The organism is Liquorilactobacillus satsumensis DSM 16230 = JCM 12392 (genome assembly GCF_001435195.1).
GTDB classification, from domain to species: domain Bacteria; phylum Bacillota; class Bacilli; order Lactobacillales; family Lactobacillaceae; genus Liquorilactobacillus; species Liquorilactobacillus satsumensis.
The window spans coordinates 30,391-54,657 of record NZ_AZFQ01000016.1; the positions used below are offsets into that span (position 1 = coordinate 30,391).

The window sequence follows — 24,267 nt, forward strand, 5'->3', positions numbered from 1 at the left end:
ACACTCTCCTTTAATTTTGCTTAACTGCAACTGCATCCTAAGACTATAAATCAGCTAAGTATGCACTACTCACTATCAGGCTGCCCCTTTGCAGCCGCTGTTTTAATCCGTTTCGGTGCAAAAACTGCCGAAAAAGCTGCCAATGCTTTAGAATCTTGGTAAATGGAAAAGTAGATATGTTCGAAACAACCTACAAATTCAGGCGCGTTAAGCTGTGTTTTAAAAGTCTGAGCAACTAATCGCGGATCATTTCCGAAGCTGCCGCATCCAAAAGCCCCTAATAGCAAAATGCGCTCGTGCGCGCGTTTGAACTGCCGCAACAACTGCTGCACTTTGCAGTTAAAATCTGCTTGAAGTGCGGCGCTGTTCACTTGCAGACCGTGCCGTTTCATTTCTGTCACATTGGGTGCCGCAATACTAACAACATCTACTAAACAATTACCAGGCAAATATTTCTGTTCTGTTTCGTCACGCAAAATTCTAATATTTTGTGCAAAGATAAAAGCTGAACTATAGAAATAATGTTGTGGATTTTGTTGATTTTTCAAATAGTAATTCTTTTTATACTTTAAAAGTTCAGGATAAAGAAAACTGTTACGGCACAGTGCCTGTTCTTGCGCATCAATTCCCTCTAAAAAAGCCCCTCCCGGTATAATTGGGCTAGCAAAATTCAAAACTCCCAGCTTTTTTACGCCAGCTTCATTTTCCAAACGAATCCGTGTAAGCACATTTTCTGCAAGTACACTGATTTTGCTGGGAAAAGTTCCCTGCGTTTTTGTCGCAGGAAGAAGCTGCGTAACTAAAATAGAACTTTGCTCCAGTTTATTCATCTCGATCTGATACAAATTCATGGTCCGGTGACCAATTTCTTGCAAAACTTCTTTTTTAGTTTTCATGCCACTACTTCCTTCTTTTAAAACCGGAACTGGTTTAAAAAATATCTTTGACTTCAATCCCTTAATTTTATCAGCTGACAATTAACGTATTCACCGAGGGTTGCGTGATATTTCTTTAACATGCTCCATCCAGCAGCTCCTACACCTAGGACTGACTTACTCGTAACCAAAACCTGGTTACTTTGTAAGCCAGCACCTAGTCTTAAGGACCTAAACGCTGTTTGTCGACATTTCTTTAACATGCTCCACCCAGCAGCTCCTACACCTAGGACTGACTTACTCGTAACCAAAACCTGGTTACTTTGTAAGCCAGCACCTAGTCTTAAGGACCTAAACGCTGTTTGTCGACATTTCTTTAACATGCTCCACTGTCAGCCCCCTTGCCTTACTTACGTCAAGGCGAGGCGCTTTTGTAAGGCACTTCACAAGTGTCACGCTTTTCTTTAATAATATCACATTCTGTATTTAATCAGCTAATCATCCTTGCTTTTATCTGTCGTTTTAGCAGCTTAAAATCAAAAAAGTTTTTCCTCACTATTTTTGCGCTGATTCGATACAAAAAGCGACCCTTCCAACATGGAATCAGGCCGCTTAGATATCAAAACTATCAGCTAATTTTTACTTATTAAGAATCCAGAAAAATCCAATGAAAACGAAGAAAAGAACATACATAATTGGATGAACTTCCTTGCCTCTTTTAGCAGCAATCATCGTGATTGGATAAGCAATTACACCTAAAGCTAAACCGTCTGAGATACTATAGGTTAATGGCATTCCTAGTAAAATCAAAAATGAAGGAATTGCGATTTCCATCTTATCCCATTCAATTTTCCGCATACTTTGTGCCATCAAAACACCCACAATAATCAAGGCTGGAGCTGTAACTTGACTAGTGACAACTGCCAGCAGGGGTGAGAAAAACATGCCGCCGATAAAGAGCAGACCTGTCACAACTGCCGTTAAACCGGAACGACCTCCGACAGCAATTCCTGCAGAAGATTCAACATAGGCCCCTACTGGTGAAGTTCCCAGAAGCGAACCTGCTGTCATCGCAACAGAATCTGATAAAAGTGCCTTTCCCACCCGGGGCATCTTATTATCACGAATAAACCCAGCTTGCTGAGCAAGTCCGACTAAGGTTCCAGCAGTATCAAAAAAAGTTACTAATAAAAATGTCAACACGACTACTGCAAGTTGAATAGTGTTAATATCACTAACATGTTTAAGTGCGACCATAAAAGTGGGTGAAAGGCTAGGCGCTGAAGACACCAAGGCCATTGGTAATTTGATCATTCCTGTAATAATTCCAAGTAATGAAGTCGCAATCATTCCGATGAAAATTCCGCCTGGCACTCGCCGCACCAGTAAAATTGCAGTCACAATCAACCCAAAAATAGTTAACCACGTAGTTCCTGCAAAGCTTCCAAGCTTAACCAGCGTAGATTTATCAGCAACAATTAAACCACCATCGGCTAAACCAATAAAAGCAATAAATAAACCAATCCCAGCGGAAATCGCATATTTCAAATTGGCCGGAATTGCATCGATGATTAGTTCCCGTAATTTAAAAACAGTAATCAACAAAAATATCAAAGACGCTACAAACACACCTGCTAGTGCAGTCTGCCAAGGAACTTTCATGCCGATGCAGACTGAATATGTGAAAAAAGCATTGATTCCAAGTGCTGGTGCCGTTGCAATCGGGTATTTTGCTAATAACCCCATCAATAAACAGCCTAAAGCACTTGCAAGTGCTGTTGCAGTAAAAACAGCACCTTTATCCATTCCAGCTGCTCCGAGAACACTGGGATTAACAAATAAAATATATGCCATTGAAATAAAAGTTGTGAATCCCGCTAATACCTCACGTCCGACATTTGATCCAAGCTTGTCGATTTGAAAATACGCCTCTAACTTTTCTTTCAAAACTCTTACCCCTTTTTTTACGAACATTATTATTTTTCTTTGGTGATTGAACCCGATAAATACTATACTATAGAGATTAAAAAATGTAAATACACTTAATATTTCAATTTAATGTTCGCCTTTAATCACTTTTAATTTTCACTAAATGTTGTTTATCATTTGCTATTAACGTTGATTTTAGCGACAATTAAGATACTAAGCTCAATTTAGACTATAGAAAGGGAACAGTCCGATGTTTGAAAAAATCAAAAACTTTTTTTTGCGTCCACGCCAGCTTTGGGAAAAAAATCTGATCGTCCTTTGGATCGGAACCTTCATGGCCGGCATTGCTTTTAGTTTAGTAATGCCGTTTTTGTCTTTGTATATTGATACTCTCGGCAAATTTTCCAGTGCACAGCTTAATTTATATAGTGGATTGACATACTCAGCCACTTTCTTAGTTATGGCAATCGTCTCACCTATTTGGGGCAGATTAGCCGACCGCAGGGGCCGAAAATTAATGATTTTACGTGCTTCATTTGGAATGGCCATTGTGATTGCCGCAATGGGACTTGTCACTAATGTAACTCAATTAATTTTATTGCGCCTTTTACAAGGAGTTTTTTCAGGGTACGTTAGCAATTCAAATGCATTAATCGCTACAGAAACACCCAAACAAAGTAGTGGTAAAGCTCTTGGAATTTTAATTACAGGAAACGTCACTGGAACACTTTTTGGTCCGTTAGTTGGCGGAGTTGTGGCCGCAATCTTTGGCTATCGGTTGACTTTCTTTCTAACCGGCCTAATCTTATTCCTGGTTTTCTTACTCAGTGCCGTTTTTGTCAAAGAAAACTTTCAACCAGTTCCCAAGAATAAAATGCAAACCGGTGCAACCATTTTTCGCAACCTTAAAAATCGAAAAATTGTTTTTGGAATGCTGGTGACCACATTGCTTATTCAACTAGGTAATTTTTCAATCAGTCCAATTATCAGTCTTTACATCCGTGACCTGATGCATCATGCCGGTCCGATTACCATTGCCAGTGGAATTATTGCTTCGCTTCCTGGAATCGCAACTCTGCTTGCTGCTCCGCGCCTAGGGGCTTTAGGCGATAAAATTGGAACGGCTCGGATTCTTAAAATCGGAATGCTTTTTGCCGTGGCAATCTTTTTACCAATGGCATTAGTAACCAACATTTGGCAATTCGGTTCGCTTCGCTTTTTAGTTGGAATTTCCGACGGTGCTTTGCTGCCAGCAGTCCAAACATTGCTTGCAAAAAACACTCCGGCCACAGCCACTGGTAGAATTTTCAGTTATAATCAATCATTTCAGGCGATGGGCAATGTCCTTGGCCCGCTACTGGGTTCGACTGTCTCTGGTATCTGGAACTATAATGGTGTTTTTATTTCCACCGCTGTCGTCCTTTTCATGGGCTTTTTGTGGGTTACTTTTGCCACTAAAGAACCTGATTAAGTGGCAGCTTGAGGTGCAATCTAAGACAATTTATGCTAAGTTTCAATTAGGTGTATCCCCCAGTGATAGATAATCTATGGCTTAAGTTAACTGCTACTTTTTGCTTATTTTACCTTAATAAAAAAAGCATCCCTTGCTGGGATGCTTTTTTGCAATACCTATTTGTTGGCAAAACCATATTTTTTGTTGAAACGATCCACACGGCCATCTGCTTGGGTGAATTTTTGACGCCCAGTATAAAATGGATGAGAATCACAGGAAATTTCAACACGGATCAAAGGATACGAGTTGCCATCTTCCCAGTCAATCGTCTCAGCTGAAGTCTTCGTTGATCCTGAAAGGAACTTGTAGCCCGTAACAGAATCTTGGAAAACAACTTTATGATAATCTGGATGAATTCCTTTTTTCATTAATATACTCTCCTTTGCCCTGGTCCATTTGCTGTACCAGAGTTAATCTTCAATGCTACAACAATAAACATTCTACCATGAAAAAAAACGAGTTGCAATCAATCTTTTATAGTTCATTTCTTTTTCGCATATTGTTGTCGTTTTTTTTGCATCGCATAAGCAAGTAAGTCTTCGTTACTTTTAGTTTGCCTCATCATTGCAAATAATTGTTCAGCCTGTCTAACTGGATCATTGCTCAATTCTTTACGTAGTTCCCACAGTTGCTCACGTTTTTTCTTGTCTAATAACAATTCCTCTTTGCGGGTTCCAGACTTGCGTAAATCTACCGCCGGAAAAATTCTGCGTTCTGCTAATTCACGGGCTAACTGGAGCTCCTGATTTCCAGTTCCTTTAAATTCTTCGTAAATCACGTCATCCATCCGGCTCCCAGTATCAACCAGTGCAGTCGCCAAAATCGTCAGACTGCCGCCTTCTTCAATATTGCGGGCCGCTCCAAAAAATTTCTTAGGTTTGAATAAAGCCTGGGGGTCGATCCCTCCAGAAAGCGTCCGTCCGCTCGGCGGTACAAACAAATTGTATGCACGCGCAAGACGCGTCAAAGAATCCAGCAAAATAACTACATCTTGTTTATCTTCAACCAGCCGCATTGCACGTTCAAGCACTAGTTCAGAAACCCTGACATGATTTTCAGGCTTCTGATCGAAAGTTGAATAGACTACCTCCCCGTGCACAGTCCGTTCAAGATCGGTAACTTCTTCGGGCCGCTCGTCTATTAAAAGTACAATCAACTTGGCTGTCGGATAATTGTGAGTAATCCCGTTGGCAATTCTTTTAAGTAATGTCGTCTTTCCAGCTTTCGGGGGTGCTACTATCAAGCCTCTTTGTCCAAAACCAATCGGGGCAAACAAATCAAGGACCCGCGTTGCAATTTCATGCTCATTAGTCTCAAGCACCATTTGTTGTTCAGGATAAAGGGCCGTTAATGCCGGAAAATGAGGCCGTTGTTTAGCTTCTTCAGGATGTTTTCCATTAACACTATCCACATGCATCAAACCATAATAACGTTCATTCGGTTTAGGCGTTCTAGCCTTGCCCGCCACCAAATCTCCATTTCTCAACCCGAAACGCTTAATCTGGGAAGCCGAAATATAAATATCTTCTTGAGAAGGTCCATAGTTAATTGGCCGCAAAAAGCCAAAACCTTCCTGCTGTGCAGAGATATCAAGCACGCCTGCCATATAGTAATATCCTTGGGAAGCAGCTTGTGCTCGAATAACAGCCAATGAAAGCTCTTTTTTGTTCATCTGACTATAATATGGTATTTTAAACTCTCGTGCATAACTATAAATTTCCTTGAGGGTTTTGTCCTTTAAGTCTATTAAAGTTAAATTTTTCGTATTACTCTCTCCTCGAATCTGATTCCCGGATCATTACCACACCAGACTAATCCTCTGCAATCTCAATGTTCACCGAAAGTCCTCTCAGTTTTTCCACAATTCTCTCATAGCCACGTAAAATATTTTCCGCATTGATAATTGTTGTCGTTCCTTCAGACATCAAAGCTAATCCCAAAAGGGCAACCCCTGCTCGAATCTCACTTGCTTTGACCGTGGTCCCTTTAAGTTGTGTTGAATGCTGCACGGTAATCACACCGTCTTTGCTAGAAATCAAGCCACCCATCCGTTTCATTTCAGAGATATGCTTAATTCTCTCAGGATAAAGTGTATCAATAATCGTACTGTCTCCCTTGGCTTTCATCAACAAGGGCGTAATCGGTTGCTGCAGGTCCGTTGCAAATCCAGGAAAAGGAGCCGTCTTGACTGTAACCGGCGTAAGCTCGTGACCACCAGCAACATACACACTATCTTCGTTGACCTCAAGATAAACGCCCATCTCGACTAACTTTGCAATGAACGGTTCCAAATGCTCTGTAATTACATTTTTAACCAAGACTCCCTCACCATTTGCTGCAGCAAATGCGAGGTATGTTCCTGCTTCAATTCGATCAGGAATAATAGTATGTGTATTGGTTGCTTTAAGCGTTGGGACGCCCTTGATTCGAATCACATCCGTACCTGCGCCTCTAATCTGTGCTCCCATATTATTTAGAAAAGTCGCCAAGTCGACAATCTCTGGTTCTTTAGCAGCGTTTTCAATTACCGTCGTCCCTTGCGCTTTGACGGCAGCTAAAAGAACATTAATCGTCGCACCCACTGAGACAATATCAAAAAAGATCCGTGCTCCATGAAGCCCACCGGCGCCTGTTGTAATATGCACAGCGTCATTTTTTTCTACCACTTTAGCGCCCAATGCACGAAAACCCTTTATGTGCTGGTCGATCGGCCGCGGTCCAATATTATCGCCACCAGGGAAGCCAACCACCGCTTCCCCAAATTTGCCCAAAAGCGCCCCCATAAAATAATAGGAAGCCCGCAGACTTTTAATTGCTCCCCCTGGAAGCGGAACATTTTTAATATGTGTCGGATCAAGCTGGAGTTCCCCGTGGTTAAAGGTAGAAGGAACATTCATTGAATTTAAAATCAACATTAAATTACGTACGTCTAAAATAGCTGGAACAGAATCAAATTTTACGGGCGTATCTGCTAAGATCGCCGCTGGTATTAGGGCAACTGTACTATTTTTAGCTCCGCCAATTGTGACTTCGCCAGACAGTTTCTGCCCGCCTCTAACAATCATTTTTTTCATCGTCTATAAATCTCCACTCAAGTATCAAACAAAAGGACTTATTCATTTATTAAGTCATTCGCTACAAACTGGTGACACCAAAAGTGCCTCTTCTAATACTACAAGATCGCCGCAATCGTTTCAATCAAAAAAATTAAAATTAAGGAAAATATTCCCAAATATTCACCAAAAAAAGCAGCTTTATTACAACGCCAATTTGAATCTTGTTGTTTTTTTACAACTATACAACGGTGGTCGTTTTAAAGATCACCTCCCGGTAATCCCTAGCGCTTAACACTTTTAAAGCGCACTCCTAAAATTATTCTACCTCAAGTAAAACTGGCAGTTAAATAAAAAGACAAGAGATTGTAACAAAACCTGAGTTTTGTTACAATCTCTTGTCTTTATAAATTCAGTACCTGTGCCACGTGTTTTTCATTGTTCCTTGTTACGATAATTTTGGATAAACTCAAGAAGCAATTCGCTTTCTTCGTGACTAGGAGCATATTTCCCAACTTTAATTCCATGCACTTTTTCAACGGATAGATGACTAACCAATGAAAGTGTCGCGTCGTTTAAATGAAAATTCTCCTGGAAAGTTAAAATCTTTTCAGCTAATTCCTGAGACTGCTGTATTTGACTCACTTAAATCACTCCTATGCAAGTTACATAACCTACTTCTTAAGAATAACACAACTCCTTGCAGTAAGTGTGTTCTTTTTAAATTACTTGGAACTTGCAGCAATAAATGCACTGAATAACCCTTCTGGTCTTTGCGGACGTGAGAGAAATTCTGGATGATACTGGGCGGCCACAAAGAACTTATGCTCAGAAAGCTCTACCACTTCAACCAAATGATTGTCAGGCGATGTTCCTGAGAAAGTCAATCCATTCGCAGAGAATGTTTCGCGGTACTTGTTATTAAATTCATAGCGGTGACGATGTCTTTCTTGAATGACATCTTGATCGCCATAAGCTTGTGCAGCAACTGTCCCTTTTTTCAATTTGCATGGATATAAGCCTAATCTTTGAGTTCCACCCATATCTTCAACATCTTCTTGATCAGCCATCAAATCAATGATCTTATTTTCACAGTTCGGATTTACCTCTGTCGTATTGGCATCTTTTAAACCAACAACGTTGCGGGCAAACTCAATGCAGGCCATCTGCATTCCTAGACAGATCCCAAGATAAGGTACATTTTGCTCACGTGCATAACGAATTGCAGCAATCATCCCTTCCAATCCGCGATCTCCAAAACCACCTGGTACAATGATGCCATCATAGGCTCCTAATTTTTCTGAAACATTTTCTGTGGTTAACTTTTCAGAATCAAACAGCGCAATTTCAACATCTGCATTAATCTTAAACCCGGCATGTTTTAGTGCTTCGACAACAGAAATATACGCATCTGGAAGTTTGACGTACTTACCAACAAGTGCTATCTTAACTTTTTTATCCAAATGCTTGACCTTTTTTGTCAATGCTTCCCATGCACTCATGTCAGATTCAGGTGTCTGCAAGTGAAGAAGTTTGCAGACAATATCATCCATATGCTGGGCCTTCAAATTAAGTGGAATTTCATAAAGCGTATCGACATTCATCGACTCGATCACTGCTTCGGGCTCAACATCACAAAAACTTGCAATTTTATCACGCATTGCTTGTGAAATATGGCGCTCAGTTCTGACCACTAAAACGTTCGGCTGAATTCCTAAACCGCGCAGTTCCTTTACACTATGCTGTGTTGGCTTTGTTTTCATTTCTCCGGCAGCATGAAGATATGGAACTAGAGTTGTATGGATATAAACGACATTCTCACTCCCAACATCAGCCTTCATCTGTCGTAAAGCTTCCAGAAAAGGCAGCGATTCAATGTCGCCAACCGTTCCACCAACTTCGGTAATGACAACATCCGCATTGGTAGTTGTGCCCGCACGCATGACCTTTTCTTTGATCATATTGGTAATATGTGGAATCACTTGGACCGTTGCCCCAAGATAATCTCCACGCCGTTCTTTTTTAATAACTTCTGAATAGATTTTTCCCGTGGTGACATTCGAATACTTATTCAAATTAATGTCAATAAAACGTTCGTAATGCCCCAAATCTAAATCAGTTTCAGTGCCATCATCTGTCACAAAAACCTCACCATGTTGATACGGGCTCATTGTTCCAGGGTCAACATTAATATAAGGATCAAATTTCTGAATCATAACTTTCAAGCCTTTATTTTTCAGTAATCGTCCCAGAGAAGCAGCTACAATTCCTTTCCCTAACGATGAAACAACGCCACCAGTCACAAAAATATACTTGGTCATTACAAAACTCCTTTAGTTATTTTTTGAAGGCTCGCACAACAATCATAAAAAATAAAATAACAAGCTCCCTATTCACACTGAATAGGGAGCTTGTGATCATTTCCGTTCACGTTCCTCACAAAAAGCATGAGGTGCCCAATGAGTATTGTACCCAATCAAGCAATCACAGTCAAGTAAGATTTAATGACCTTCTTGTTCGTCATCATCTTCATTCAAATCATCATCCGAAAGCTCAGTCAATTGTCCCTCAATTCCATCTGGGAGTTCTTCTTCATCTTCCGGATCATCAATATCACTCAAATCCTTGCTGTATTCCTTCAATTCTTTGTCATCGTCACTGTCATCAGCATAATCAGCATCCAGATCATCATCTTCTGGATCATCATCGTTATAATCGATTACATCATCATCTTCAGCAGCATCGGACATAAAAGCATTGACTTTTTTTCTTTTTTTCTTTTTAGGTTCTTCTGGATCATCATCTTCAACGTGAATCACAGCTTCATCAATGGAGTCGTATGGATACCACGAACGCAGCCCCCAAAGATTGTCACCCAAAGAAATAAAACTGCCATCAACATTTAAATCGGTATAAAATTGTGAAAGACGATCTCTAATTTCTTCATCACTTTTAGCGAGATATTCTTGAACCTCATTAACTAAATCAGCAAAAGGGATCACATCCCCGCGCTGTTTAAGGATAGCATGAGCAACTTCAATCATAGACAATTCACTTTTGTTGGCATCCTTAAAAATTTCTAGCTCCAAACTGGTACACGTCCCTTCTACAGTCTACGTATTATCATACAATCTTAAGTAGTAAAATGCAATCTTATTTTATATTCTCCTAGTAACTGTCCACCACTGTATAATAAATAATCAATATTGATCTTGCCTGCTAAAGGTGCTTCACTTAGTCTGACAGTCAAATCAGGTGTAACAGTCTCAATTGGAATATCACCGTAGGGAGTCCGATATGTGGCCGAAATGCGGCGATTATCTCCAAAGAAAAGTTGCATCCGCAAATCCTCGTTTTTCCTGGTAAGCTGCACATTTCCATTTTCAAATACCTTAAAAGTCACAGTACTCTGCTCATCCGTTTCTTCATTGTAACGTAAGTAAAGTGAACTGCCCATTTGAAAAATCTGTCCTTGAAACTCCTTTTCATATTCAACTGTTTCTCCGTCCTGATTATGTCTAGTTTTTAAATAGATTAAAACAGGTGTTCCATTGCCCAACGCAACCACCTCCTTTTTAACACTCTTTGAATTAATTATATAGCATTTTGCCTAAATTAGTTAGTCTTTTGAAACGAAAGGTACTGTGCAGCTGTGCCTAGTTTAAGTTATAATAAGGCTAGATTAATCTAAACAAAACGATGTACAGTCAGGGGCTGAGGAACTATTATTGCTTACAAAAATAAAATGTTGCCGATGGAGAAAGTCCTTCGCGATCCGATCCATAGTTATATCTATATCCAACACCAAGTGATCCTTGATCTGATTAATACCCGTGAATTTCAACGTTTACGTCGCATTCGTCAGCTTGGAACTGCTAGCAGCACTTTCCATGGAGCAGAACATTCCCGGTTCACACATTCAGTCGGGGTTTATGAGATCACACGTCAAATTTGTGATCTTTTTCAACGAAATTATCCGACAAAGACACCCCAAGATGGGCTGTGGGACGATCATGAGCGCTTAGTAGCGTTATGTGCTGCTTTACTCCACGATATTGGCCATGGTCCTTATTCACATACTTTCGAACATATCTTCCATACTGATCACGAAAAATTAACAGTTACCATCCTAACTTCTCCAGAAACAGAAGTTAATCAGGTCTTAAAACGCGTTTCTGCTGACTTTCCCGCCAAAGTTGCAAGTGTCATTCAGAAAAGCTATCCAGATCCTCAAGTAGTCCAAATGATTTCTAGCCAAATTGATGCCGATCGGATGGATTACTTGTTACGTGATTCCTACTACACCGGCACCAATTATGGAACTTTTGACCTTGAACGTATTTTACGTGTAATGCGACCTTATCACAATGGCATTACTTTCCACATTAGTGGGATGCACGCCGTTGAAGATTACATTGTGAGCCGTTTTCAGATGTATCAACAAGTTTATTTTCATCCAGTTTCTCGTTCCATGGAAGTTATTTTAAGCCATTTATTAAAAAGAGCAAAATATCTGTTTGAGCACAAAGACTTAGAAGCAATTGGAAACCCCAGTCTGTTGCTGCCCTTTTTCAAAAAAGATTTTTCGATTGACGACTATCTCAAGTTAGATGATGGTGTACTAAATACTTATTTTATTCAATGGTGTACCAGTCCAGACCACATTCTAAGCGATCTCGCTAAACGTTTTCTCAATCGAAAACCTTTGAAATCAGTCCGCTTTTCTTCTAAAACCGCATTTTTACTTCCAGAACTCAGTAAACTCGTTAGCGAAGCAGGCTACAACGCAGAATATTATACTGCGACCAACGATAGCTATGATCTGCCCTATGATACCTATGTCCCTGGTAGTACCAAAAAAGCTGATCAAATTGAGTTGATGCAAGACGATGGTTCGCTGGTTGAGCTCTCAGCCGTCAGTAGTTTGGTGAGTGCTATTACAGGAAAATTCTCTGGTGATGAGCGTTTCTTTTTCCCAAAAGAGATGCTTTCATCTTCGGAAGATCCTGAAGTCTTTACTCCCATCTATCAGGCTTTCCAACACTATCTCAAAAATAGATGGGTCATCATCCCCAAAAATGCCGACAAATAACGCTCAGACCCGAAAAACCAGGTGCTAGTCTACAAAGTAACCTAGACTTGTGACAATAAGCTAATCCTCAGCATGAAGTTTGCTGGTAAAGAAGTCCTGAGAAACAGTCCTCTTTTTCTCAAAAAAATCCACCATAAAAAATGGGCACACTGCGCATTTCTCATCCAGAGTTGCTGAACTCCGAGTCTGAGATGCTAGTGTGCTCATTTTTTAGTTCACCAGGTTAAAAGAATCGAAAAAACAATATAGCCCAGCCCTACACTCAAACAACTTTTCCCTAAGCGGCTAAAGCGCAACGGTTTATCTTTAAGACGTCCGACTTGATGCGGGTCAATCTTGGCAGCCTGATATTCGGCATCAGTCTCGCCTTTTCTACGCCAGCGAAACCAACCTGCTAGCAAGTGCGCCCCTAATAAAATATCGACTACAGTACAACAAATTCCCAGCAGTCCCACCATAAACAAGCCGTCTGCAATTTGCAAACGTTTGAATCCTAGGATGCCTAAGAAAAAGCACAACAAACCGATGAACTGGAAAAATGCAACTGTCTTAACATAGTAGTGGCGCTGTAGCTTCTCCACCCTCATCATCCTAACTTCTAAGTTATTTTAATTAATCCGTGAATATTCTCCAGAAATCTCATTCATCTTTTCGACGGTCCCAGTTCCATAATCATACTTGTACATTCCCTTAAGATTTGAAACGCTTGTATTTGAGGGACTTGTATGTCTAATTTCAATTTGATACAGATGATCCGCCAGTTTCTTAACATAATACTGATCGCCAGCTTCTTGCGGAATACCTGTAACACTCCGAAACTTGCCTAAGATTTCTGAATCCGAGAGTTCCTCAGCAACTGATGACACTTGACTATTAGTTGCTGAAGAAATGGAACTTCCCGTTTTTTGCTTATATTCTGAACTAACAATTTTGGAGCTGCGTGCATTAGTGTATCCGCTACTTTGAGAGTTTGCAGCGCTCGCCGCGCTCGCAGAACTGGTGGAGGTTGCTTTGCTTTGGGCGCTTGCAATCTGGCCTGAATACTGTTTGCCTTTTTCTTGATATGCAACCACTGCCTGATATTTCCCAGGTAATGCCAAGAGCATTTCAAGACTGCCGCCAGCTTCTGAATAACGTGCAGCCTTGTAATAAGCAATCGTTTCATTGTAATACATTTTGGCCAATTTAACTGCCTGATACTCAGATTTAACTGCTTTAATTTGTTTAACTAAGCTTTGCGGCGTCTTAACTTGCTCCAGTACTTCTAGCTTAGCTGCAGCTGTTTCGAGCTGATTCGCTGTCACCGCTTTTTTGGCAGCTAGCAACGTTTTAAGACTATAATAAAGCTCCTTTGTTTTACGGTCCGCAGCTCCCTTTTCAACAACCTTTTCAAGCTCATGATATGCTTGTTGCGGGGCACCATTTTGCAAATCCGTTAAAGCCTTGCGGTAACTTGTCTTTGTCATCTCCGTGTTTTGTGCCACACTAGAACTGCTTTTTGAAGTAGTTTGGCTTCCTGCCGAACACGCAGCAGTCCCCACTGCAAGCATTAAAACTGCCATAGCGACTAATTTTTTCCGGACTTGATTATTCATTAAGCTTCACTCCCCAAGCGTGAATTCTTTATTATTAATTATATCACGACTAGGTAAACATTAATATCCAGGTTATTTTGACTGCTTCATTTTGTGGGCTTTGATGATCATAAATTCAATCGTAAGCCAAATAACCAAAATAACCGCAATTGCAGAATAGAGCACCAAGAAGGTCTCGCCCACAAAAATCTTTGAGTTTAAGTAATAACCAAACGAAGCATGTAATTTATACAGTAAAATGAATAACGCCAAATTACCGCCGAACATGCCGAAAAAGAGCGTATTAAAGGTCATGCCCATTATTTGAAGACCAATATTGCGACCACTCTTGCGCAACTCCGAGTCTCCTTCAGTGGCAGTCTGGCGAATAATCTCAGCCATTCCGCTTGCCACCGCAATTGCGGCTTCGGCAATGGCTCCCAAGGTACTCAGTAAAGTCGTAGTCAGGGCAATTTCTTCAAAATTAACTCCGATTGCTAAGTTAAAAGCTTCAATTTCTTCCGACTCTTCATTACTGAATCCATGAATTTGGGCCAAATGATCAAGGGGAACAATTAGCAATAACATTAATACCAGCACTGTAAGCGTTGCAAGGAAAGCTACATTTGTTTCTACTTCATCTGTGTTTCCTAAGTAAATGGTAATTGCTAGAATGCAAACTGCCGCAAGAAAGGTAACTGGTAAAACAGGTAATCCTCCAGCAATCAGAATTACTGTTAAAAATAAAAGCGTGAAATTCAGTAAAAGACTTACAAATGAAATTGCGCCTCTGCGGCCACCACTGATTACCATCAAAACAGCTAAAATAATTGTCAATAAACTTATTGTTGTCATTTTTCCGTTCTCCCCAAAGTAATTGCAGCCAAAAAGCTTGCTGTTGGGATCACTAATGTAATTCCAATTCCACTAATTAAGGATTGCACTAAGCCCAATGACATTGTCCACGAAAAAGTATATCCAATTGAATTGCCAGTTCTAAAGTAAAGAATTGCCAATGTAAAGGTCTCTGCAAAAAAGATTAATAATAAGACATTCACTAACGGCCCCATGATCGACTTGCCAACCTGCTTTCCGGAACTGTATAGCCGCTTAAACCCAACCTGTGGCTGCCGTCGTTTCATTTCAAAAAGAGTTGACACAATATCGGTTGCGGCATCCATTACGGTTCCCAACAAGCCAATTACACTAGCGGCTAAGAAAAGTTGTTTAGGTTGCTGGGTGGCAAAGTCTAGTGCCTCATAATGCATCCCTTGATCATTGGTGATCCACATTGCAAAAATACAAATGGCAAACGCCAGCGCCGTCCCAATGACAATCGCCTCTAATGTTATTAAACACTGTTTATTCCAGCCTAAAATCCAGACCAGCGTGAGTGCTGTAAAAATCAGCGCACTGCAGGCAAAGATTGCAAAAAAGGAAGTAATATTCCAGTTAACATCCAACTGGACTATTAAAATAAAGAGGATGAAGTTAAATAAAACACTACCAAGTGCCCGTAATCCCTTTATTTTCATCACTAAGAGGAGTAGGCACAGCATAATCCACACAAGTATCGCAAAATAAGTATCACGTTTGTAGGTTGAAACCGAGACTGACGTCCGTCCTTTTTGATGATACAAATTAACAAAGAGTTGTTGTCCGACGTGAAATTTTTGATCTATTCCGCCAGATTTTGTATATGTATTGCTAAAAGTATACTTTTCACCCTTAGAAGAACCATTTAAAATTCGCCCAGTCAGTCTTTGAGTAGTCTGCTCATCACGATTACTAAATTCATCTTTCGTGACACTTGTTTTCCCATTTTCAACTGCTGTAACCTGCAGAATTGGTTGCTGATACATAAAAGCATTATGGCTGGTAGCAAAATAAAGCGCAATGCCCCCCAAAAATATTACTGCAACTTCCAACAGTATTTTTTTTACTTTCAACACACTCACTTCTTTTTATTTTCAATTCTTTTTCTAAGATATCATGGATATCCTTGTAAAAAAAGAGAGCACTAATTTTCTTATGAGAAAAAAGATAATTGATCCTCATTTGAATTCTTGAAAATGTCCGGTTATAATCCAAGGTAAAAGTCTTTTAAGGAAGAAAATATGGATAACACACAAAAAGTATTGAAATTAATTTCAACTAGCCCAGATTACGTTTCTGGGGAGGCAATTGCAACCAAACTGCAGCTATCGCGCACTGCAATCTGGAAAATAGTTAAACATCTACAGGAAGATGGTTTTCCTATCAGCAGTAAACGTCATGCTGGATACTACTACACCGACACTGGCAAGTTAAACACCTTTATTATTCAACAACATCTAAAAAAAGAGTTGCGGACACAGTTAAGCTTTGAAGTTCATGAAAAAATCAGTTCGACTAGCACTCGTGCCAAAGAATTGGCAGTGCACGGCTCGCAAACCTCTCCTACCGTTATTTTGGCAAATCAACAATTGAATGGTTATGGTCGCTACGGACGCAATTTCGATTCACCTGGAACCGGAATTTATCTGAGCATCTTACTCAAGAATCCAAGTACTTCCCTAAACCCTGGTTTGTTAACAACTGCCACTGCCCTTGCACTCACACTGGCGATTGAAAAGAAACTCGCTGTTTTTCCTAAAATTAAGTGGGTTAATGATATCGTCCTAAATGATAAAAAAGTAATTGGGATCTTGACCGAGGCAGTTGCTGATATTGAAAGCCAAACCATCAGCCAGCTCGTTGTGGGGATTGGCGTTAACTACTTAACCGATCCGACAAGTTTCCCAATTGAATTGCAAAAACGTGCCGGAAGTTTGCGCCAAGCGGTCCTTGCTCAAAAAGTGTCTCGCAACATTTTTATCGCAAATATCTTAAACGAATTCTTTACACTTTACGCTCATTATGAAGATGGTGCCTTTTTAGACGAATATCGCAAACGTTCTCTGATGCTCGGTAAGGAGGTCACTTTAGTCCAAGGAAACCGCAAATTTTCTGGGATCGTTAAGACTATCGATGATCAAGGGCGATTGGTCTTGCATGATGGGACCCGCTTTTCATCTGGTGAAGTAACCAAAACTCGTCTTGTCACTGAAAAAAAACGGTAGTGCCTAGTGTATTTAGCCTTTCCTTTGCTTGTAAACGCCAAAAGAACGGGGTATCTGCTTGCGATCACTCTTGAGAAAAATAAATATGGGCCAAAAGGCAGTATACTTATGCTACGAACTGAGCGAGGGGTGGAGTGTGTGTTGTCCCCAATTTTGTGTTCGTACACAAGCTACTGGCTTTTAGCCCATATTTTACTGCTTACTTTTTCAGTTTAGCAGCGGCTGCTTCATCAACAATCGCTACCACATCAGCATGCTTTTGCAAGGCACTTGCTGGACAAGCCGGAGTTACTGGTCCCTCGATCATCGCAGCAACTGCAGCTGCTTTGGCTGCTCCAAAAGCTTCAAGGATAATCTTTTTAGACTTTAAAATTGTGCCGATTCCCATTGAATAAGCATAGCGCGGAACTTCATCTTTATTTTTAAAGAAACGCGCATTTGCAGCAATTGTTGACGGTGTTAAAGCCACTTTATGGGTGGCTGAAGTAAAATCAGAACCCGGTTCATTAAAACCAATATGACCATTCCTTCCAATTCCAAGCAGCTGTAAGTCAATTGGATTCTCAGCAATTACCCGGTCATAGCGCTTTACTTCTTGCGCTGCATCTTTGGCATCTCCTTGCGGCAAATAAGACCGCTTAAAAGGTTTGCTCTTAAAAAGGTGCTCTTGCATGAAATATTGATAACTCTGCGGGTTATCTGGCTTCAATCCGACATATTCATCTAGATTGATCGAAATAGCATCTGAAAAATCAAGTTTGCTTGCTACGAGCTTTTGATAGGTCGTAAGCGGAGTACTCCCAGTTGCAAGTCCAAAAACTGTTGCTCCATTTTTGAGGGCTTCTGCAAAAATCTGATAAGCTTCTTTGCCACCTTGTTCACTATCTTTAACAACAATCAGTTTCATTATGACTACCTCCAATTATTGGTATAGTCCTATTATAATTGGACTATACCAAAAAAGCAAGCTAACAGATAACTTTTCACCTAACAGAGTTATTCTAACATCCTTGTAAGCGCTTGTAAATGATTTTAAAGACTTAAAAAAACTTTTAAAATATTAAAAGTGCTTAAAATATGCTGTATTTATCTGTAAATTCAATTTCAAAATCAGATATCACTGTAGCAACGGCTGAAATTGTAATCCTCAACATTAAGCTTTACGCAAATCGTAAACACCCACGGCTGATAATTGCAGCAACTTAATTCATAACTTACAAAATGAAAACTAAAGTGCGAGTGGGTTAAAAGGCGTTTAGATGGCGAGAATCAACAGTATCAGCCGAATAGTTCCGGAATTGGGTTGTCTGGTTTACGAGTTTAAGTACAGCTAGTTACCTTTTAGTGCAAGTTTCAGCACTCGCTGTTTGGAAATAGCGGGCACAAAAAAAGTTCGCGACTTTTTGTCCCAAACTTCTAACTAACCTCTTCAAATTATGAAACTCCGGATTTAAAAAACGTAACACTGAAATTCTCTGCTCTAAATTTCCAGATCATGGTGGCGTAATGTCGGAAAAACTCTTTGATCTGCAATTCCAACTAAAGCTCCTTGAAAAATAAGTGCGAAAATAGTCCCGATATTAAGCGCAAAAATCTGCTGTGTAAAACCAAAAACAACCCCAATTGCAACAATTGGTGGAATAAAAGATACCAATTGTGCAGTACTTGGATTACCCTTAAAAAACTTGAAGCGTAAAATTTGCATCAAATCATCACATGGGTGCATTATCAAATTAACCCTTTGATAGATTGAAATTGCAGTTGCAATTAAAACAATTCCCACGCAATCAAGGACAATACGCAAAGGAAGTGCAAGATTACCAATGCCTAAAGTAACCAGCTCACCAGACAAACCCCCTACCAAATAAGAAAAAGAAACCATAAAAATTAAATTACCCACAACTCTTCTCACTGAGAGATGTCCGACTAAAAACAAATTAAGCAAGATTACTAAAAAGCCTTCCACAAAAAGAATCCAGCTCAACTGAAGAGCAGTTGCATGGGCAACATTGACTGCTGCTGCTGTCCACAATGCACTTCCTAGATTAAGAGAAACTGTCAGCGCATTACCTAAGCTATTTAAAAAAATTGAAAAAACGAAGTACCCAAGCATTAAAGGCAGCTCAGATGTTTTACTAAGTGATTTTTTTTCCATTACTTTGCTCCAATTTTAAAAAACATTATTCCATTATCAACAGTGATTATCTTACTTTAGCGTTTGAACATTTTCAATAACTTTACAAGATTATTATTTATTTTATTTAATAAACGCTTGTGCATTGCAGAAAAAGCGCTAAAATTGAGCTAATTTTACATAAGGAGTTATCTAAATGACAGCAGAAACTTTCAAAATCAGACCGGCAGTCCTCCAAGATGCTGCAACTTTAGTCAAACTGTACTCGTACTACGTTGAACAAACTGCAATTACTTTTGAGTATACTGTTCCCAGTATTGCTGAGTTTAAAAAACGCATGTTAAAAATCTCAAGGCGGTACCCCTACTTGGTAGCTTTAGTTAATCAAAAAATTGTGGGGTATGCCTATCTGTCTGCTTTTCATCCGCGCGCAGCTTATGGCTGGTCCGCGGAAATTTCCATTTACCTTGATCCAAAAACTCGTCATCAAGGGATTGGCAGTCGCTTATATGCAGAACTCGAAAAAATTGCACGCGCGCAAAATATTCTCAATCTTAACGCCTGCATTAGTTTTTCTGAAACACAAACCGCTCACCTCCCCTTAACAAGTGTCTATTTTCATAAAAAAATGGGTTACGTCCAAACTGCTCATTTTCACCAATGCGGTTATAAATTTTCAACGTGGTACGACATGATTTGGATGGAGAAGATACTCGCGGCGCACACTATCCCAGCTCCAAGTTTTCACAAGTTTCCTGAAATCAGCACTGCTTTTTACACAGAGCCAAATACTACTGATTGTTGAATTTTCATGGTAGAATGTGGGCAGATTCTTGAGGAACAACGATATTTTGAGAGGAGTGATAGCAATGCCTGAAAATGTTCTCTTCAATCCAGGTCAAATGATCTCCAGTAGCTATGATTATGAAGAAGCTTACTTAGCAGCCAAGATCTACCGTAAAAAAACAAAGCGCTATCCCTTGATCGTACAGGAAGAAAAGGGCAAACTTTACTACGTGTTCGACAAAGACCGGCCGGCTACAAACAAGCAGACAAGCAAAAGCTACCAAATTATCAAAAGAATTGAAAAAGATGAATAGGGAGGAACCAGTGTGAATTACGAATTAGCAAAACAAACACCTTTTCTTGAATTACGTGATGGCAATCGACTACCGCAAGTAGGGTTTGGTACTTATAAATTACGTGGGGCTGCAGGAGTAAACACTATTCAGCAAGCTTTAAACAATGGCTATCGTGCTCTTGATACCGCAGTTAATTACGAAAATGAAGGTTCTGTCGGAGCCGCAATTCGTCGGTCTAGCCTTGCACGTGAGGAGCTTTTTATCAGCTCGAAGCTTCCGGGTAGACATCATCAGTATCAAGAAGCACTCACCGAAATTCAAGAATCACTGTACCGTATGCAACTTGACTATTTTGACCTTTATCTGATTCACTGGCCCAATCCACTCAAAGATCAATATGTTGAGGCTTGGCAGGCATTGATTGATGCCCAACGTTTCGGCTTAGTCCGCTCAATTGGAGTCTCTAACTTTTTGCCAGAACACTTGCAGCGACTTGAAAAAGAAACTGGTGTCTTGCCGGTTGTCGATCAAATTGAGCTCCATCCTTACTGGTCTCAGCCCAAACAGCTTTCTTTTGACCGCGAACATGGTATTGTCACTCAAGCTTGGAGTCCACTTGGTCGCGCCAATGCTGTCTTGAAAGATCCGCTGATTAAGAAAATCGCAGTGGCGCACAACAAAACAATCCCACAAATTATTCTGCGTTGGGAAACACAATTAGGAGCTGCTGTGATCCCCAAGTCAAGTTCGACTTCAAGACAAATTCAAAATCTTACATTATTTGATTTTGAATTATCTGCAGCAGAAGTAACTGCAATTTCTTCTCTTGATAAAGACAATGGACGCACTAACAATCAAAACCCAGCAGTTTATCAAGAATTTTAACCGAACTTGATGATTGGTGGACGTTAAATGCGTAGCTTAAAATAAATAGGGGCTGTGACAAAATTTAACTTTTGTCACAGCCCCTATTTTATTTCGGATAAACGTGTTCCATAAGTCAAAATTCTCCATCTACTTCGAATTACTCATAGCAAAGTACCCGCTATGTTCGTAATTTCGAGTTAGTACTCAAAATTTTCCCGACTTATGTCACACTCTCTATTTTATTCCAGATAAACATGTTCCATAAATCAAAATACTCGATAACTTCACAGTTACTCATCGCCAAAGACATGTATGCCTGCAATTTTGCATTAATACTCAAAGCATACCGACCTATACCGCTCTCTTGTCTTATTTAACAAGGAAACTCAGGTTTAATTTTCTTCGTGAAAGCGTTTCTTGAAGAGTGGACTCACAGATTTATTCTCATGAATCCGTTTGATGGCATCTCCGATCAACGGCCCAACAGAAACTTGCAGTAACTTATCAATTTGTTTTTCTTCTGGCAGCTTAATTGAATCAGTCACCACAAGACGCTTGATAGGTGAATTCTCTATTCTTTCAATTGCAGGACCGGACAAAACAGGATGAGTTGCACATGCATAAACCTCGGTCGCACCGGCATCTTTTAACGCCTGAGCAGCTAACGTAATTGTTCCAGCCGTATCAATCATATCATCGATCAAAATGCAACGTTTGCCATCGACTGAACCAATAATATTCATCACTTCAGCAACATTTGCCTTAGGACGCCGCTTATCAATAATCGCAATTGGGGCTTTCAAAAACTCCGCCAATTTACGTGCACGTGTCACTCCACCATGATCAGGTGAAACAACTACTGCATCTTTTTCTAAACCAGCATTTAAGAAATAATCTGCCAGCAATGGAGCACCCATTAAATGATCAACCGGGATATCAAAGAACCCTTGAATTTGCGCGGCATGTAAATCAAGCGCAACCACCCGGTCTGCACCTGCCTTAACTATCATATCTGCAACTAACTTAGCAGTAATTGGTTCGCGCGGACGTGCCTTTCTATCCTGACGTGCATATCCGTAATAAGGCATCACCACATTGATAACTTCAGCACTTGCACGGCGTAAAGCATCAACCATGATCAAAAGTTCCATTAAGTTGTCATTTACGGGTGCAGAAGTTGATTGCACGATAAAGACTTCATCTCCACGAATACTTTCTTCGATATTAATCCTGATCTCGCCATCGCTAAAGCGATCAACCGAAGTTTTACCTAATTCCACGCCAACCGAAGCAGCAATTTTTTCGGCTAAGGGTTTGTTCGAATTCAAAGCAAATATTTTGAGCTTTGGATCATTATATTGTCCAGACATGACAGCCTCCATCTTTCATATTTATCTACAATAATTTTATTCACTTTTAACACTAAAATCAAGCTCAATTAGACTCTTATCACTTAATCATTCCCGTTCTCTTCTTCTTGCGCTGTTTGAGCACATGGATAACGGTCATAGTACCCTTTTTTATTGACTTGTCGTCCGCGGGCAATCGCCATATCCCTGGCAGCGACATCATTTGTAATGGTTGAACCGGCTGCAACATAAGCATGATCCGCAACTTCAAGTGGGGCGATCAAATTGGAAGCACTACCTATAAAGGAATAGTCGCCTACATGTGTCTGATGTTTATTTTTACCATCATAGTTTACAAAAACACACCCGCAACCAACATTGATATTTTTGCCCAGTGTAGCATCACCGACATAGGTTAAATGACCTACTTTTGTATTTTCACCGATCTGTGCCCGCTTAACCTCTACAAAATTACCAATATGAACGTGTTTGCCAATCTGTGCCTCAGGTCTAAGATGACTATATGGTCCAATATTGCTGCCATCCTCCATCTGCGCATTTTCCAAGAGTGAAGACGTGATATGAACCCCATCATGGATTACGCTATCTCTGATTTCAGAATGTGCCCCAATGACACAATCAGCTCCAATCACAGTTTTGCCCTTCAACAAGACTCCTGGCTCAATCACTGTGTCAGATCCGATTGTGACATCAACGTCAATGTATGTCGTTGCTGGATCCACTAACGTTACACCATTGCGCATATGTTTTTCGTTAATTCGCTTTCTCATCACTCGGGCGGCTTGTGCTAATGCAATTCGATCGTTCACACCCATTGATTCTGCAAAATTTTTCATCTTATATGCAGCAATTACTTTATCTTGTTTTTTAAAAATTTCCATCACATCTGTTAAATAATATTCACCCTGTGCATTATCATTTTTGATCTGGTGTAATGCTGCAAATAATTCCTTATTATCAAAACAATAAACTCCAGTGTTAATCTCCGTAATTGCAGCCTCTTCGGCAGTTGCATCTTTTTGTTCAACAATTTTTTCAACAATTCCAAGATTATTACGCTTAATCCGTCCGTAACCAAAAGGCTGGTCTGTCACAGCCGTCAAAACCGTTGCTACAGCCCCTTTTTGCTGATGATACTCAAATAATTCCTTAAAGGTTTGCGTGGTAAAAAGCGGGGTGTCTCCACACGCAATCAAAGTAATTCCGTCTTTTCCCCCTAAAAGCTGTTCAGCTTGCAAAACTGCATGCCCTGTTCCGAGCTGTTCTTTTTGCATCACATAGGCGGTCCGCTTCCCCAAGGTTTCCTTCACCTTGTCCGCACCATGACCAATTACCGTTACAACTTGGTCCATCTTGTTTCCTTCAATCTGGGTCAACACATGATCAACCATGGGTTTCCCACAAACTGGATGCAAAACTTTGTACAACTTGGACTTCATTCTTGTGCCTTGTCCGGCAGCAAGAATAACCGCATATTTCGCCGTCATTTCAATGTCTCCTCTAAGTTTTAGTGTTTTCCCTATTAATCATACATTAGTGACTTCTGCTGTGCAAGAACCGGTCACTTCGCATCATTAAAAATACGTAATTCTAAAAATTTCCAAGTTCCTTTGGATAAAAAAGGGACTGTGACAAAAGTTAAATTTTGTCACAGTCCCTCTTTTATTCCGGATAAAC

23 protein-coding genes are annotated in these 24,267 nt (G+C 40.2%); 6 read left to right on the forward strand and 17 right to left on the reverse strand.

All coding sequences use genetic code 11. The annotated features are described in order from the left end of the window. Positions 1 to 65: 65 nt before the first annotated feature. The gene (locus FD50_RS01525; protein WP_056959776.1) at positions 66 to 896 is read right to left on the reverse strand and encodes a TIGR02452 family protein; all 831 of its coding nucleotides are present in this window, start codon (positions 894 to 896) and stop codon (positions 66 to 68) included. A 618-nt stretch (positions 897 to 1,514) separates the two neighbouring features. Next, positions 1,515 to 2,822: an NCS2 family permease gene (locus FD50_RS01535; RefSeq protein ID WP_056959780.1), complete on the reverse strand. Its 1,308-nt coding sequence runs from the start codon at positions 2,820 to 2,822 to the stop codon at positions 1,515 to 1,517. A 232-nt stretch (positions 2,823 to 3,054) separates the two neighbouring features. Here FD50_RS01535 and FD50_RS01540 point away from each other — a divergent pair, with 232 nt between their 5' ends. After that, positions 3,055 to 4,275 (forward strand): multidrug efflux MFS transporter, encoded by a 1,221-nt coding sequence (locus tag FD50_RS01540; protein WP_056959782.1) that lies wholly within the window; start codon positions 3,055 to 3,057, stop codon positions 4,273 to 4,275. A gap of 158 nt (positions 4,276 to 4,433) precedes the next feature. Here FD50_RS01540 and FD50_RS01545 read toward each other — a convergent pair whose 3' ends face one another. From FD50_RS01545 to FD50_RS01575, 7 genes are all read right to left on the reverse strand, one after another. Then, entirely contained in the window at positions 4,434 to 4,685 is a 252-nt protein-coding gene (locus FD50_RS01545) for a type B 50S ribosomal protein L31 (protein ID WP_056959784.1), read from the reverse strand. Between the two features lie 113 nt (positions 4,686 to 4,798). Next, positions 4,799 to 6,100, reverse strand: a complete 1,302-nt coding sequence (gene rho / locus FD50_RS01550) for a transcription termination factor Rho (RefSeq protein ID WP_056959786.1) — start codon at positions 6,098 to 6,100, stop codon at positions 4,799 to 4,801. Between the two features lie 28 nt (positions 6,101 to 6,128). Continuing rightward, entirely contained in the window at positions 6,129 to 7,391 is a 1,263-nt protein-coding gene (locus FD50_RS01555) for a UDP-N-acetylglucosamine 1-carboxyvinyltransferase (RefSeq protein ID WP_056959788.1), read from the reverse strand. A 414-nt stretch (positions 7,392 to 7,805) separates the two neighbouring features. Beyond that, positions 7,806 to 8,015, reverse strand: a complete 210-nt coding sequence (locus FD50_RS01560) for an LBP_cg2779 family protein (protein WP_054757766.1) — start codon at positions 8,013 to 8,015, stop codon at positions 7,806 to 7,808. An 80-nt stretch (positions 8,016 to 8,095) separates the two neighbouring features. Further along, the gene (locus tag FD50_RS01565) at positions 8,096 to 9,691 is read right to left on the reverse strand and encodes a CTP synthase (RefSeq protein ID WP_056959791.1); all 1,596 of its coding nucleotides are present in this window, start codon (positions 9,689 to 9,691) and stop codon (positions 8,096 to 8,098) included. 180 nt (positions 9,692 to 9,871) lie between these two features. Continuing rightward, positions 9,872 to 10,459, reverse strand: a complete 588-nt coding sequence (rpoE, locus tag FD50_RS01570; protein ID WP_056959793.1) for a DNA-directed RNA polymerase subunit delta — start codon at positions 10,457 to 10,459, stop codon at positions 9,872 to 9,874. A 44-nt stretch (positions 10,460 to 10,503) separates the two neighbouring features. Further along, on the reverse strand, positions 10,504 to 10,938 hold the full coding sequence (locus FD50_RS01575; RefSeq protein WP_162256062.1) for a YwiB family protein: 435 nt from the start codon (positions 10,936 to 10,938) through the stop codon (positions 10,504 to 10,506). Positions 10,939 to 11,115: 177 nt separating this feature from the next. Here FD50_RS01575 and FD50_RS01580 point away from each other — a divergent pair, with 177 nt between their 5' ends. Then, positions 11,116 to 12,462, forward strand: coding sequence for an HD domain-containing protein (locus FD50_RS01580; protein WP_056959795.1), 1,347 nt, complete (start codon positions 11,116 to 11,118; stop codon positions 12,460 to 12,462). Between the two features lie 215 nt (positions 12,463 to 12,677). Here the strand turns inward: FD50_RS01580 and FD50_RS01585 are convergent, their stop codons facing one another. The 4 genes from FD50_RS01585 to FD50_RS01600 all read right to left on the reverse strand — a co-directional run bounded on the left by FD50_RS01585 (position 12,678) and on the right by FD50_RS01600 (position 15,985). Further along, positions 12,678 to 13,043, reverse strand: coding sequence for a DUF3899 domain-containing protein (locus FD50_RS01585; RefSeq protein WP_162256063.1), 366 nt, complete (start codon positions 13,041 to 13,043; stop codon positions 12,678 to 12,680). A 27-nt stretch (positions 13,044 to 13,070) separates the two neighbouring features. Then, positions 13,071 to 14,057 carry a hypothetical protein gene (locus tag FD50_RS01590; RefSeq protein ID WP_056959800.1) on the reverse strand — a complete coding sequence of 329 codons (987 nt, stop codon included), beginning with the start codon at positions 14,055 to 14,057 and terminating at the stop codon, positions 13,071 to 13,073. Positions 14,058 to 14,129: 72 nt separating this feature from the next. Further along, on the reverse strand, positions 14,130 to 14,891 hold the full coding sequence (locus tag FD50_RS01595) for a YibE/F family protein (protein WP_056959802.1): 762 nt from the start codon (positions 14,889 to 14,891) through the stop codon (positions 14,130 to 14,132). Continuing rightward, the gene (locus FD50_RS01600) at positions 14,888 to 15,985 is read right to left on the reverse strand and encodes a YibE/F family protein (protein ID WP_056959804.1); all 1,098 of its coding nucleotides are present in this window, start codon (positions 15,983 to 15,985) and stop codon (positions 14,888 to 14,890) included. The genes FD50_RS01595 and FD50_RS01600 overlap by 4 nt, the downstream gene beginning before the upstream one ends. A 168-nt stretch (positions 15,986 to 16,153) precedes the next feature. Between FD50_RS01600 and FD50_RS01605 the strand changes: the two genes are divergently transcribed. After that, entirely contained in the window at positions 16,154 to 17,137 is a 984-nt protein-coding gene (locus tag FD50_RS01605) for a biotin--[acetyl-CoA-carboxylase] ligase (RefSeq protein WP_056959806.1), read from the forward strand. 199 nt (positions 17,138 to 17,336) lie between these two features. Here the strand turns inward: FD50_RS01605 and nagB are convergent, their stop codons facing one another. Together nagB and FD50_RS01615 are read right to left on the reverse strand one after the other, a co-directional pair. Further along, positions 17,337 to 18,044: a glucosamine-6-phosphate deaminase gene (nagB, locus tag FD50_RS01610; RefSeq protein WP_054757761.1), complete on the reverse strand. Its 708-nt coding sequence runs from the start codon at positions 18,042 to 18,044 to the stop codon at positions 17,337 to 17,339. A gap of 573 nt (positions 18,045 to 18,617) precedes the next feature. After that, positions 18,618 to 19,292, reverse strand: a complete 675-nt coding sequence (locus tag FD50_RS01615) for a DUF6198 family protein (protein ID WP_056959808.1) — start codon at positions 19,290 to 19,292, stop codon at positions 18,618 to 18,620. Between the two features lie 175 nt (positions 19,293 to 19,467). Between FD50_RS01615 and FD50_RS01620 the strand changes: the two genes are divergently transcribed. From FD50_RS01620 to FD50_RS01630, 3 genes are all read left to right on the forward strand, one after another. Beyond that, a complete protein-coding gene (locus tag FD50_RS01620; RefSeq protein ID WP_056959810.1) occupies positions 19,468 to 20,076 on the forward strand; it encodes a GNAT family N-acetyltransferase in 609 nt (202 codons plus the stop codon). Positions 20,077 to 20,140: 64 nt separating this feature from the next. Further along, a complete protein-coding gene (locus FD50_RS01625) occupies positions 20,141 to 20,371 on the forward strand; it encodes a hypothetical protein (RefSeq protein WP_054757758.1) in 231 nt (76 codons plus the stop codon). Positions 20,372 to 20,383: 12 nt separating this feature from the next. Beyond that, positions 20,384 to 21,238, forward strand: coding sequence for an aldo/keto reductase (locus FD50_RS01630; protein ID WP_056959812.1), 855 nt, complete (start codon positions 20,384 to 20,386; stop codon positions 21,236 to 21,238). A 374-nt stretch (positions 21,239 to 21,612) separates the two neighbouring features. Here the strand turns inward: FD50_RS01630 and FD50_RS01635 are convergent, their stop codons facing one another. Both FD50_RS01635 and glmU read right to left on the reverse strand, forming a co-directional pair. Then, the gene (locus tag FD50_RS01635; RefSeq protein ID WP_056959814.1) at positions 21,613 to 22,590 is read right to left on the reverse strand and encodes a ribose-phosphate diphosphokinase; all 978 of its coding nucleotides are present in this window, start codon (positions 22,588 to 22,590) and stop codon (positions 21,613 to 21,615) included. 83 nt (positions 22,591 to 22,673) lie between these two features. Continuing rightward, positions 22,674 to 24,077: a bifunctional UDP-N-acetylglucosamine diphosphorylase/glucosamine-1-phosphate N-acetyltransferase GlmU gene (gene glmU, locus FD50_RS01640; RefSeq protein WP_056959817.1), complete on the reverse strand. Its 1,404-nt coding sequence runs from the start codon at positions 24,075 to 24,077 to the stop codon at positions 22,674 to 22,676. Positions 24,078 to 24,267 lie beyond the last annotated feature (190 nt).